The 12,888-nt window shown below is 47.8% G+C and carries 13 protein-coding genes and 1 pseudogene; 11 read left to right on the top strand and 3 right to left on the bottom strand.

Annotated elements, in window-relative coordinates; all coding sequences use genetic code 11:
- Positions 1-163 precede the first annotated feature (163 nt).
- Positions 164-1,195, bottom strand: a complete 1,032-nt coding sequence (locus tag C0Q44_RS02905; protein ID WP_105405979.1) for a ribonucleotide-diphosphate reductase subunit beta — start codon at positions 1,193-1,195, stop codon at positions 164-166.
- A 370-nt stretch (positions 1,196-1,565) separates the two neighbouring features.
- On the bottom strand, positions 1,566-3,878 hold the full coding sequence (locus C0Q44_RS02900) for a ribonucleoside-diphosphate reductase subunit alpha (protein WP_105405978.1): 2,313 nt from the start codon (positions 3,876-3,878) through the stop codon (positions 1,566-1,568).
- Between the two features lie 771 nt (positions 3,879-4,649).
- Between C0Q44_RS02900 and C0Q44_RS02895 the strand changes: the two genes are divergently transcribed.
- The 11 genes and pseudogenes from C0Q44_RS02895 to C0Q44_RS02860 all read left to right on the top strand — a co-directional run bounded on the left by C0Q44_RS02895 (position 4,650) and on the right by C0Q44_RS02860 (position 12,117).
- Complete coding sequence (locus C0Q44_RS02895) at positions 4,650-4,976, top strand: MTH1187 family thiamine-binding protein (protein ID WP_105405977.1); 327 nt, start codon at positions 4,650-4,652, stop codon at positions 4,974-4,976.
- Positions 4,977-5,197: 221 nt separating this feature from the next.
- A complete protein-coding gene (locus C0Q44_RS02890) occupies positions 5,198-5,566 on the top strand; it encodes a hypothetical protein (protein ID WP_105405976.1) in 369 nt (122 codons plus the stop codon).
- Positions 5,567-5,591: 25 nt separating this feature from the next.
- Complete coding sequence (locus C0Q44_RS02885) at positions 5,592-6,824, top strand: sialidase family protein (protein WP_105405975.1); 1,233 nt, start codon at positions 5,592-5,594, stop codon at positions 6,822-6,824.
- A gap of 115 nt (positions 6,825-6,939) precedes the next feature.
- Positions 6,940-7,044, top strand: coding sequence for a hypothetical protein (locus tag C0Q44_RS30475; RefSeq protein WP_017690880.1), 105 nt, complete (start codon positions 6,940-6,942; stop codon positions 7,042-7,044).
- A 43-nt stretch (positions 7,045-7,087) separates the two neighbouring features.
- Positions 7,088-7,195: a sporulation protein YjcZ gene (locus C0Q44_RS30470; protein WP_201028111.1), complete on the top strand. Its 108-nt coding sequence runs from the start codon at positions 7,088-7,090 to the stop codon at positions 7,193-7,195.
- A 422-nt stretch (positions 7,196-7,617) separates the two neighbouring features.
- Positions 7,618-7,917, top strand: a complete 300-nt coding sequence (locus tag C0Q44_RS31990) for a hypothetical protein (protein WP_483874445.1) — start codon at positions 7,618-7,620, stop codon at positions 7,915-7,917.
- An 88-nt stretch (positions 7,918-8,005) separates the two neighbouring features.
- Entirely contained in the window at positions 8,006-8,344 is a 339-nt protein-coding gene (locus C0Q44_RS30015) for a hypothetical protein (protein WP_105405974.1), read from the top strand.
- A 439-nt stretch (positions 8,345-8,783) separates the two neighbouring features.
- Complete coding sequence (locus C0Q44_RS02870; RefSeq protein WP_105405973.1) at positions 8,784-9,380, top strand: RNA polymerase sigma factor; 597 nt, start codon at positions 8,784-8,786, stop codon at positions 9,378-9,380.
- Positions 9,377-9,445: pseudogene (locus C0Q44_RS31700) on the top strand (hypothetical protein); the annotation flags it as partial. The gene C0Q44_RS02870 and the pseudogene C0Q44_RS31700, both read left to right, overlap by 4 nt.
- A gap of 306 nt (positions 9,446-9,751) precedes the next feature.
- A complete protein-coding gene (locus tag C0Q44_RS30005) occupies positions 9,752-10,357 on the top strand; it encodes an anti-sigma factor (protein ID WP_181150987.1) in 606 nt (201 codons plus the stop codon).
- A 278-nt stretch (positions 10,358-10,635) separates the two neighbouring features.
- Positions 10,636-12,117: an HD domain-containing phosphohydrolase gene (locus C0Q44_RS02860; protein ID WP_258166146.1), complete on the top strand. Its 1,482-nt coding sequence runs from the start codon at positions 10,636-10,638 to the stop codon at positions 12,115-12,117.
- Positions 12,118-12,123: 6 nt separating this feature from the next.
- Here C0Q44_RS02860 and C0Q44_RS02855 read toward each other — a convergent pair whose 3' ends face one another.
- A complete protein-coding gene (locus C0Q44_RS02855; RefSeq protein WP_105405970.1) occupies positions 12,124-12,777 on the bottom strand; it encodes a phosphatase PAP2 family protein in 654 nt (217 codons plus the stop codon).
- Positions 12,778-12,888 lie beyond the last annotated feature (111 nt).

The raw sequence follows: 12,888 nt of genomic DNA, 5'->3' as shown, positions 1-12,888 counted from the left end.
ATTAAGAAATCTCTCTATTTCTCTATAAGGCTATAATTAATCAAATGATATATGATGTTGTACATACTAATTAGACAACACTCCCTGAACTTAGGCGTAATCGCCACAGCTCAGGGAGTGTTGTTTTTATTTATAGATATATGGTATTGAAATCAGAGGTTTCTTACAAATCGTCAAATCCGTTATCGTCGCCAACTTTACCGTAGTTACGGGATTTAGCTTCGAAGAAGTCTGTTTTGGTTGCATTCAGCGCATCATCGGAGAATGGTTTGATCCAAGGCATACAGTTTACATCTACGCCTTCATACGCTTTTTCCATACCCATCAGACGCAGACGTTTGTTGGCGATGTACTTGATGTAGTCTTCCAACTCGTTCAGGTCAATACCGCGCACGTTGCTGAGTGTGTAATGTGCCCAGTTCGTTTCGAGTTCAACAGCACGATTGATCGTTTTGTACACGTAGTCCATGTTCTCCGGTGTGTTCAGCTCAGGGAAATCAACCAGCAGCTGCTTGTACACTTCAGCGAAGAAGTAACAGTGTTGGTTTTCATCGCGTTGAATATAAGAGATCATCTGGCTGGTTGCCATCATTTTCTGGTCACGGGCCAGATTGTAGAAGAAGGCAAATGTACTGTAGAAGAAAATACCTTCGAGTACCAGATCGGCTACCATGGCTTGGAAGAACGTCTGTGGAGACGGGTTGTCCCGGAAGCTTTGATAGATATCGGCGATAAACCGGTTACGGTCAAGCAGTACCGGATCATGTTTCCAGTATTCAAAAATTTCCTTCTGCTCCTGATCCGATACGATGGAGGACAGCACGTAGGAATAGGATTGGTTATGAACAACTTCCTGTTGTCCGATAATCGCGGAGATCGCTTCGAGTGAAGAATCCGTAAAGTAACGCTTTACGTCACCAACAAACATCGTCTGCATGGAATCAAGTACCGCGAGAAGGGAAATATTGATTTTGAACGTACGTTTCTCTTCCTCGTCCAGTTGCACAAACTGAGAAGCATCTTTGGACATGGGAATCTCGTCTGCAATCCAGTGGTTGAGCAACAGTACTTTGTACAATTTGTACATATGAGGCATACGAATGTCATTCCAGTTCAGGATCCCGGAGCACTCACCTTCGATAATACGGGTCGATTGGTTAGGGGCTTCGGTATTGAAAATTTTCTGTACTTGCATAATCCGTTCACTCCTTGAATGAATTTACACTGTATAACTACGATGACAGAACAACCTTCCGATCGCTGTTATCCCCAGCTTTTTTGATTCCCTCTTTCAAAGGGGAAAATCCGGTGATAAAGGCGAGCGCGTTGCTTCTCCAGCTTTTTTCTGTCCTCTTCGTTATCGTGTAATCGTTATTTCATTTATATGTTAGGCTCTTTAATGTGGCATCTATATCAACATCTTGTGATGTTGTAATCGTTTTTAGGCAAAAAAGAACCAGGGCAACGCTATTTTGCAATCAAAACTGGCTGCCCCGGTGGTCATCTTGAAGGTTCATACATCTTGTGCATCAAATCATGAAAATCAGCTTGCGCAAAAATGAAGACTATTCAATCGTCAAAGCCCGACTACGAACATAATAGGTCGATTTCATGCCGGCTCTCCAAGCGTGCAAGTGTAGTTCCAGGAATTCCGTAGCTTTGATATCCGGTCGAACATAGAAGTTGAAGCTTTGTCCCTGATCGACGTGACGCTGACGGGCAGCAGCCATATTAATGGAGGCATGCTGATCCACCGCAAAAGCTGTTTGGTAATACGGGCTTGTTTTTTCGGACAGATCAGGAGCCGGGTTAGCAATTTTGTAAGTTGTTTTCTCTTCATAAGACAACAGCTCATAGAGCGGATCAATACTCGCCGTAGAACCTGCAATGATGGACGTGGAACCGTTAGGCGCAATGGCGAACAACCAGGCATTACGTACACCGTTTTGCTGTACTTCAGCTTGCAGTTCTTTCCACTGTTCCGTAGTCACGAATTTGCCAACACGCTCACCTGATGTGTACTCCCGTTGGTCGAAGTAGTGACCACTTTCCCAATCAGAGCCTTTGAATTTCGGATAGTGTCCTTTTTCTTTGGACAGTTCCATGCTGGCTTTCACGAGCAGGTAGTTAATCTTCTCGTACAGATTATCGTTATACGTTACTGCTTCATCGGACTCCCAGTGTATGCCTTCAAGGGCAAGAAGGTGATGAAGTCCGAACGTTCCCAGACCGACCGCACGATATTGGCTGTTGGTATACTGGGCTTGAAGCACTTCGATATTGTTAATGTCGATAACGTTGTCCAGCATACGTACCTGAATGGGTACGAGACGCTCCAGTACATTATTAGGCACGGCACGTGCCAGGTGAATGGAGTTCAGGTTGCAGACCACAAAATCACCAGGCACTTTGGAGATCACAATGCGAGTTTGTCCATCTTTGGTAACAAGCTCTTCCTTTTCGATAACCGTAGCAGATTGGTTCTGCATGATTTCGGTACACAGGTTGGAGGAGTATACCATACCATGCACACGGTTCGGATTCGAGCGGTTAACCGTATCCCGGTAGAACATGTATGGCGTACCTGTCTCCAGTTGCGATTTCAGTACACGCTTCATGATATCAATCGCCTGTACTGTGATACGGGACAACAATGGATGATTCACAGCTTCTTCGTATTTATCACGGAAGGCACCTGCGCCTACGGACTCATCATAGAAATCTTCGAGACCGAGTGGACGACCGTTCTCGTCTTTCCAGCCCATCACTTTCTTCGTTTCGTGCGGACAGAACAGGCTCCATTCGCCGCGGGTGGATACCCGCTCCATGAACAAGTCAGGCAGACAGATACCGTGGAATACGTCATGCGCACGCATCCGCTCATCGCCGTTGTTCAGCTTCAGATCCAGGAAGGCCAGAATGTCTTTGTGGAAGACATCCAGGTATACGGCAATGGCACCTTTACGAGTACCGAGCTGGTCTACGCTGACCGCTGTATTGTTCAGTTGGCGAATCCAGGGGATTACACCGGAACTTGTATTTTGGTGACCACGGATATCCGAACCACGTGCTCTGACTTTGCCAAGGTAGACGCCGATGCCTCCACCCATTTTGCTCAGACGTGCTACATCGGTGTTGGAATCAAAGATACCTTCGAGTGAGTCGTCCACGGTATCAATGAAGCAGCTGGAGAGTTGTCCGGCCACTTTTTTACCCGCATTGGACATGGTAGGTGTAGCTGCTGTCATATACATGTTGCTCATCGCCCAGTAAGCTTCTTTGACGAGATCCATACGTCTCTCAGCAGGCTCCTGATGCATCAGGAACATGGCGATAACCATATAACGCTCTTGAGGCAACTCCATCACTTTTCCGTCAAAATCGTGAGCGAGGTAACGTTCTGCCAGTGTGAGCAAGCCGATGTAATCGAAGAGTAGATCGTTGCGGTAGTCAATGCATTCCGCAAGCTCATCGATCTGTTCTTTGGTGTAACACTCCAGCAATTCTTCGCGGTAGATGCCTTTTTTTATGAGATCAACAAGCAAAGGGTGGAATGCGCCGTAAGGCTCGTCCGGGTATGATTTATACCTGCGGTTGGTCGCCGCTTTTTTGTACAAGGAAGTGAGCAGGGCGCGTGCCGCTGAAAATTTCCAGTCAGGCTCTTCCTTTGTTACCAGTTCCAGTGCACTCATCATAAAAGCGCTGCTGATTTCATCTCCGGTAACTTCATCACGGCGGAGCTTGCTGTTTACCCCACGTACCAGACGTTCCTTTTCCAGTGTTTCCAGTCCTTCCAGATTACGGTCGGCATATACCGAGATACGCATTTCATCAAAGGCAAGCTGGCGATTGTTCGGCTTGGTCACAATTTGTGGCATGAATATTCCTCGCTTTCGCATGTTTAAGAGATAAATTGGAGAAATTCTTTATATAAAGAATTGAGTGTCTTTTTACGGTGAGAAAAAAAGATATAGGTTAAATATTGCGGACTGAAACAGCGGTGGTCACGTCTTGAATCGCTCAACAGAGGAGCACAAATCAGCACCATGCAGAACATGCTCATATAAAAAGCATTCTCCCCGCCTGGCGGCTGAAAATGCCCATGGATGCTCTGGCTTCCTTAGTGTCATAAAGGCTTGAAATGATGACAGAAAAGGGTGCTTATGTAAGGTTTTGTCTATCGTAGACGCGCCTATAGTTTGAGAATACCGGGTGCAGTCCAAACAGCCCCGTTAACCTCTGTGTCAACTCTGTTTCGAGAAAGCGATTTACACCTACAGGGACGTGCCTTTGGAGGTGATTTCATCCTGTTTTTCACGAGAATTCAGAAGGTGACTTTTAGAAGTGGGGAAATCTTGTGTCACTACATTTTGTTACTGTTAGATTACTTTAACCCAACATATAGTGTTTGTCTACAGGGTCAACACAGTAAAACGTAATTCCGAGTATATCATTTTAGCCAAGAATCCGCAAAGGAAAAGGACTGGAAGATGTGAAGATTGTTCAAAATTTTTTTTAGGCAAAATTGAATGACGTCATCACGTCAGTTTGAATTGTTACGCTTTCAACTGGTAGAATAAAAACAGTCAAAAATCGACTAAAATCAGTGGCAACGGTTGTTCACGGGGCCTATAGGAGGCGGAGCGAAAGTGGCAATAGCAGAAGTGACTGTAATTCCAATCGGAACGGGCACGACCAGTCTGAGCAGTTATGTGGCGGACATGCAAAAGGTTTTGGAACATCAACGTGGCATTACATATCAGTTAACTTCGATGAGCACCATTATTGAAGGCCCGCTTAACGAGGTCTTTACAGCAATTGCAGCTCTGCATGAAGCACCGTTTCTGTCAGGAGCTCAGCGTGTATCCACATCCGTCAAGATCGACGACCGTCGTGATAAACCGGACGCTTCAAGCATACAGAAACTACAATCAGTTCAGGATAAGCTGACCTCCATTCAGGCAAGACCGAATTAGCAGAGAGCGACACCGAAACAAATAGTCTGATATCACTACTGCAAGTCCGGTCGGGGGCTTGCAGTTTTTTGCATACAGCTAGAGGTTCGAAGTTAGTCTATTCTTGCACATCACTTTCAAAACTTGACGGTAAATGCCGTGTCTTACAACGAAATTTCACATATTTTATAACATACTGTCAAGCATTGTCGGCGGTGATATAGAGGAAAGGAGGGATTACGATGCCCTATAGTACAGGTCTTCTCTTTAACTCTCCAACGGGGGCGGATCGTGCCACACAACTCATTGTGACTTGCTTGAATGACTCTATCAATATTCCATCCAACATCGAACTTCAGGTCTTCCGCTGGGATACTTCCCAGACGGCACGGATACCGATCGGTCATGATCTGTTCCAGTTACCTCCTCAGGTATCCAAAACGTTGTTGTATACATTGAACGCCGCTGATTATTTTGAGGTACAAAGTGACTTTTTCAGTGCCACCAGCACAATCATTCAGGCTTACAGTCTGGACTCCGTGGGCAATATCACACAGCGTGTACTGCAATCGGAGATGGTATGGATAGACCGCTTTACCAATATTCCTTAATTTCAATATGCGGAGGGGAATGCAGATGCCGGTTGTAAATATTACAGGAGCACTGGGAGGCAGCCAGTTCGAACCGTCGATTGCGGTTAATGAATTACTTCCCAATATTATGTGTGTTGTTGCGGTCGATACAAGTACTGGGTCGACACGGACTGGCTTCTACCGCTCTATTGACGGGGGGCAGACCTGGACCACAACGACCCTGGTGCAGCCTGCCGGATATGAGGGAGCGGAAGCCCCTACGATTGATTATACCTTTCCCAGCACATTCGTTGTGACGGTGCATATATTCAATGGAGATAATGATGGAACCATCATTAGTTATACGTCGCTTGACGACGGGGTAACCTGGACTCCGCCTGTGTTTGTAAACAGGGGGTACGGGCTCATCGTTCACAATGATGAGCCTTTTGTGGCCTGTGATCGTACACCAGGCAGTCCGTATCGAGGCAATGTCTATGTAGGTTATACTCCGCTGGCAACGGCAGCTTCATCAATTTTCTTTCAACGATCTGAGGATGTAGCGTCAACCTGGCAGATTCCCAGCCGAATTTCAAATCCTAGAGGCTTTCATGATCGGGCGACCATAGGCATTGGATTCACAGGAGAAGTCTACGCTGGCTACATCCTCACGGGTCCGGGCAGCGCTTATGCGTTACTTCGGATTTCCTATGACGGGGGTGCCACATTCCAGCCGCCTATAAGTAATCAGTCCACGCTAATTGCCTCCGTTGTGCCTTCACCACAAATTCTGCCTGTGCCCAATTATGCATTTCGTGTTCAAACCAACCTGAATCTGGCTGCAGATATATCGAACAGCATCTATAACGGTAAGGTCTACGCCATCTGGAATGATGCTCGGAATGGATATACCGATGTATTCATGTGTAGTTCACCGGATGGATTGCTCTGGAGTGAGCCGGCTAGCATTACGGGAGCACCCGTGGGGACACAGAATTTCTTTCCTTCCATTACCGTATCTCCCTTTACTGGAACAATACGGGTCATCTATTACTCGAACCAGATCAATGGATTTTTACTGGATGTCTTTGTGGCGGAGTCTTTTAACGGGGGGGCGAGCTTTACGAACCGTAGACTCACAATGACCTCTTTCAATCCGAATGGGAATTCTCCAACACCTACTGTACTCATTGGTGACTACATTACAGCCTACACTCAGGCACCCGACAATCTGGCCGCGGTATGGATGGCAACAACCCAGCCTACAGGCAAGCTGGATGTCTATTTCGGGTCATAAATCCAGACGGGCTAGCCGTTCCAAGTTGCATTGTGCCTATTTTCAACCAGAGCCCGGTCCCCTGTGTGATCCATGCATATAGTGAACTGTACCTCAAATCAAAGGAGGGGTTTACATGAGTGGAGTTGTAGGTGGATACGGTGGTGCATGGACATCGACTGGCGCGATTTTGGTTCTCTTTATCTTGCTCGTCATCATCTCTAAAGCATTCCTAATCTAATAAACCGTTTGGACCCTAATTACTTGGTAAAGGAGGGTTCTGCATGAGCAAAGTAGTTGAAGGCGTAGGATACGGCGGCTGGACATCGACTGGAGCAATCCTGGTTCTGTTCATTCTTCTCGTCATCATCACGAAATCATTCTGGGTATAATATGCGGACTCTGCCGGGCAACCGGTAGGGTTTTTTTGTCCATGGACAAGCATGATTGCCAGGCTTGGAAGAGATAGCTTGCGATTGAACGGAATGATTAGGGCGTGTCTCAAACTCGCTGAAGTGCATCTTTCACCGCCTTTTCGCCCCCTGCTGCGTCTCTTTCCCTTGACGTGCCCCGGCACGCCTGCGAAAAACTTCCTTGCTTGGAACGAAAATTCGGCAAAATCTGCTTCCTTCGGAGTTTTCAGACACGTCCTAGTGAAATCCAATGGATGGAATGGATGAGTGTGCTGCGAAAATGCGGGAAGGTTACCCGACGGCTAACGCCCATTTTGTTATGATGAGGGCCATAGCCCGGTCCAGAGGTAGGCTGAATACATAGCTTAGGGGTGTAGGCAAATGTTAAGGAGGAATGAACAATGAGCGAAGTAAAACCAAACTCACCGAACGGACAGGGGCATGTATACGGACAAATGGGAGGAAATGAGCATATGTATGGATACCAATACACAGGTCAAGACATGCACGGATATGGCTGTGGCACAATGCCGATGGGCTACGGTTACGGACACCAACCCAATCAGGCTCCAATGATGCACGGTTATAACCAGTGTTGTGGAACATCCTATGGTCAAGGCGGGGGCAGCTGGGGCTCCATGGGAACGATCCTCGTGTTGTTCATCCTGTTGGTTATTATCTCCAAAACCATGTTTATCTAAAGAGTCTTGTTGCGGAGGCTGGTTAGATAACGTAGACCTCCACAATGAATGCAGTCATTTCGAGAGGCTCTGAAACAAGAGATTGACGATGGGCGGCCATACGCTCCATCATTCCGAACGGGACAACGCAGAGTACGATCCAGCGTCGTCCCGTTTGCTTTTATCCGCAATCGCTGCTTATTGGAACCAGGTTGCGTTGCGTGAGAGGGGAACCAAGAACCGAGTGAATGGAGAACTGAAGAAATATGAAATTAAAAAACGAAAGATGTGTGGATACGCAATGGGTGAGCCCAAGCAGATTGAATACAGTAAGGAAACAAATGGCGAGTGCCAGTCCGTGGTGCTGATTTCTATATGTAGACATAGAAAAACACCCAGAACCCAATTCCGGGTGTTTAATGTATGTTTTCAATCTTCTCAAGAATAAATGATATCCAAAACAACAAAAGCCCTACCTCTCTTTTGTCCTTGCGGCTCCGATGACCGCGCCAGTGTGAATGGGAACATCTTGTGAAACTCTGTACTACCGGGTTATTGTGATTCAGGTTCTTCAATCTTCATAGGTTGGTTGTGCAATTCGCTGCGGTCGCAGCATGAAGAAAATATTCCGGGGTTTAAAGAAGACAGAAATCATATGAGGTTGTTAATACAACTTTTATATCATACCACAGGTTGTAATTTTTTGCAATAAAAAGGAAAGCACGACTAGAACAATATGTTTATGGAGTGTCTCTAAGTCCCAAGGTATATGGCTGGTGTGAAAAATTACAGAAAATTTTTCAATAAATTTCTTCATTGAGGTAATCCTCTTCAAAAGTTTCTGCGTAGGTTATAATAAGAGGGAAGATACAGAAAGGGGCCCTCGCATGACTGAATCGATGGAGGACAGCAGGTTAATGCGGCAGATTGCGGAGCGTGATGCTTCCGCACTGGAGCTTTTATATGACCGTTATGAGCGTGCGGTATACTCTTTTGCCTACCGGATCGTTGGTGATCCTATGACGGCAGAAGAGACCGTTCAGGAGCTTTTCCTGCGGGTCTGGAATAATGCTGAACGCTATGATGCCTCACAGGGGAAGCTGACCACATGGATGTTTGCGATTACGCGTAACATTGGAGTGGACATGCTGAGGCGGAAATCGAAAGGGGCAGCGGCTACATCAGTTGAACATGAGACACTGGCGGCCTATGCCGATGAATATACGAATACCGAAGAAGAAGTTCAGCGTAAATGGGAGGGTACACGGATCAAAGAGGCCTTATCCCAGTTGAACGGTGATCAGCAACAAGTTATCGAATCGATTTATTATGCGGGATTAACTCAGCAGGAAGTATCCAGCCGATTCGGGATTCCGCTGGGTACCGTAAAGAGCCGTGTCAGGCTTGCCATGCGGCAGCTCCAGAAGCTACTGGCCGATGCTGAATTGCATCCGGACGCGGGAAGGGAGGGCATACATCCATGATAGAACGACATGAGGAGTGGTCTGATCTGGCACCGATGTATGTGCTGGGCGGACTGGAAGCAGAGGAAGTGGCGGCATTTGAAGCGCATATGTTGAATTGCGGAGCATGTCGCCAGGAGGTGAGGGAATTGCAGGAAGTGACCGGCTTCCTGCCACTTGCGGCGGAACCTGTAGCGCCGCCGCCGGGCATGCGAGCACGTGTGCTGGGCAACGTGCTCGGACACGTGCAGGAGAGCGCCGAGGCGAAGCCGGCGGCTGCTCCTGCACAGCCTGAAGCACCCGTGGTGCTTCAGGAGGACCTTGCGCCGCAGCACGAACGTGCGGCGCAGCCCGGGCTAGGCCTGCCGCCGACGGCGGTGCCTGCAGCCCGGGTGGAAGAGGCTGCCCAGGCACAGCCATGGCAGCCTCAAGGGCGCGCGCGTGCGCGCAGCAGCCGCGCTTGGCGCGTGGCCAGCGCCAGCCTTGCGGCAGCGGCACTGGTGCTCGGCGTGTACGCGGCGCAGCTGCAAAGCCAGATCGACTCGCTGACGCAGCAAGCAGCGGGTTCGTCGGCTACGCAAGAACAACTGGCGCAGGCCCAGGTGCAGAATGCCCAACTGCAAGAGCAGCTGGCATCAGCCCTGGAGCCTGCACAGGGAATGCAGACAGGCGAGGCAGTGAAGCTTAATCCTGCAACGCAGGACATTGTAGCCCAAGGTCTCGCAACCATTGTCATTGACAGCAAAGGAACTCACCTGGTTGTACAGGCGGAGAACTTGCCCAATCTGGAAGGCAACGAGGCGTTCCAGGTCTGGTTGATCAAGGGAGACACCCCTCAGAATGCGGGGACGTTCCTTAGTCGTGACGGAACGGGAGCGGTATATTATACACTCGATTCGGCGAATGACTATGACACGGTGGCGATCACACTTGAGCCAGATGCCATGGGAGATGAGCCACGTGGTACGATGATTCTGGCTGCCAAGATCAAAGGATAGAGACAGGTTATATCGCTAAAGGCTGTTCCCTTCTGGGAGCGGCTTTTTGCGTTGTCTGGAATGTCACCAGAATTACCGGAGTCGTCCATACGTTTCACAACAACGGTGCAGGAGGAGTCCTCAGAGAGATCAACGGTTTTTATTCATTTTTCAGTATGATTAACCGATAAACTAATAGGAAGGAATACCCTTAATCTCCCCATGTCATCAAGGGAGAACTGGTTTCACATAGAGAGTGAGGGGTTAGGTTGGAAATATACCGTTCATTTATCTTTCGTATGCTGCGCAATTATTTGATCGGTTCACTGGCAGCTGTTTTTGTTGTCGGTACAGTCGTCATGGTATCTACCTTGCAAATACCCAATATTCAATTTGTGCGACTCATCCTTATTGTACTGATATCCATCTTATTCATGCTGGTTGCAGAGTTAATTACCCTGTGGGCACAGCTTGGACCAATACGGCAATTTTTTGCTGCCGAGTATCACGAGCGAGATGAATTGAACCGGATGTATGAGGTGATCCATCGTTTCCCAGGCAAGACCATATATCGTATCATGGGGCCGCATATGCTTGGTTTTTCCCTTCCGGCAGCTGGGCTTACGTTATGGATGATATCGACAGAATGGCTGGAATTCCCTTATGGGTATATTGCGATAGCAGCGGCTTGCGCACTTCTAATTGCCGTTATGCATGCGTTAATAGAGTATTATCTAACGGTTAGGGCGGTTAGGCCGTTACTGATGGAGGTTCGGCGTCGAGGTAAAGTTCAGTATGGGATGGAGCCTTCATTGGGGGGACGCGTCTTGGTATCAATTCAACGCAAATTCCAATGGAGTACCGCTTTAATCGGATTATTTCCGTTATTTCTGTTTTTCCTGGCTACATATATCCGACTTCAGTACATGGATAGAGAATTTGCGAAAGAGTATATCCTGTGGGGAGTGCTCATCGTCATACTGGGTGCCGGGTTTGCACTGTTTGGTAGCTGGCTGTTGATACGCGATGTTCGTGATCCGGTTGCTGAACTGACACATGAGATGAATCGCATTCAGGAGGGCGACCTTGGCAGAAGAGCCCCGGATCTGTATGCGGATGAATTCTCAGCGCTGATCTCCGGATTCAATATGATGATTAATCGGCTTGAGATGAGGCAGGAACGCAATCGACAATTGCTGCAAAGTTATTTTTCTATGCTGGCGGCAGCTTTGGACGCTCGGGATAAATACACGGCAGGGCACTCCATGCGTGTGGCAGAGTATTCGCTTATGATCGGCAAACTGAGTGGCATGAATGAGGAACAGGCGGATTTGTTGTACAAATCCGCTCTGCTCCATGACATTGGAAAAATAGGGATACCTGACGAAGTATTGTTGAAGGATGGCAAACTCAGCGAAGAAGAATTCGCGATTATTCGCACACATCCCGTATTGGGAGAGAATATTCTACTCCAGATTGAACCCATTGATGCAATGGCGGACTTTCTGCCAGGTGTACGATCTCACCACGAGAGATACGACGGTAAAGGATATCCGGATGGTATGGAAGGTGTGGACATTCCGCTATTTGGCCGAATCATTGCAGTAGCGGATGCCTTTGATGCCATGACGTCTGATCGACCATACCGGAACGGAATGAGCCATGAGAAAGCATTAACGATTCTGGAAGAAGGAAAAGGGACCCAGTGGGACCCCTATTTTGCAGGATTATTTATTGATGAATGGAGAAGACAACAGCATCTTGAGAAACCATCGGAGTGAGTGGATCTAGCTGATCCCCTCACTCCATTTGGATTCTTTTCGGCGTCGCCGGTAAAGAGCCAGGCCGGTGATGATCGTGAATATGCATTCCCCGAGTATGACCGCACCCAGGGCATCATAGATGACATGTTGTTTAATCATTAGCGTGGACAGAATGATGAGGGCAGCCCCAGCAGCCACCGCCATTTTCACGGATTTACGGATGGTCGGAACCGAGAGAACGGCACGCATGACGAGATAAGAGTGAAGGGCATGAATGCTTGGGAAACAATTATATGGGCGATCCTGACTATAAAGCCATCCGAGAACAGATGCTCCAAAGCCTGAACCGGTTAATTCCGGGCGCGGTACCATGGTCTGAAAGTTGAAGTAGATCAGATAACAGATCCAGACAGAGATATTCATGGATAGCAAAACGCGGTAATACGTCTGTCTGTCCTTGGCACACAGGTAAGCTAACACACCGAATACAAACGGGTACCAGCCCAAATATGGAATGGACATGGCGGGTACATAGGGAATGATCCGGTCAAGCGAGGAATCAAGTACAACGAACCCGCGTTCCGGACTATTGAGAATATCATAGAACATCCCCATGACGGCCAAAGACAGCATTAAGCTTAGTGACAGCCAATAGGATTTATTTTTTAACAATTGCACAACACCTTTCTCCTTTCATTCATGCTCCCTATGAGCATGACCCCAGCAAATAACTATATAAGTTGTACTATACATTCATTTACACGAGAACGGAGAGGACAGAAATAACCT

It is taken from the genome of Paenibacillus sp. PCH8 (assembly GCF_002968835.1).
Classification (GTDB): domain Bacteria; phylum Bacillota; class Bacilli; order Paenibacillales; family Paenibacillaceae; genus Paenibacillus.
Note: the sequence above shows the minus strand (reverse complement) of the source record. Positions and strands in the feature narration are given on the sequence as shown.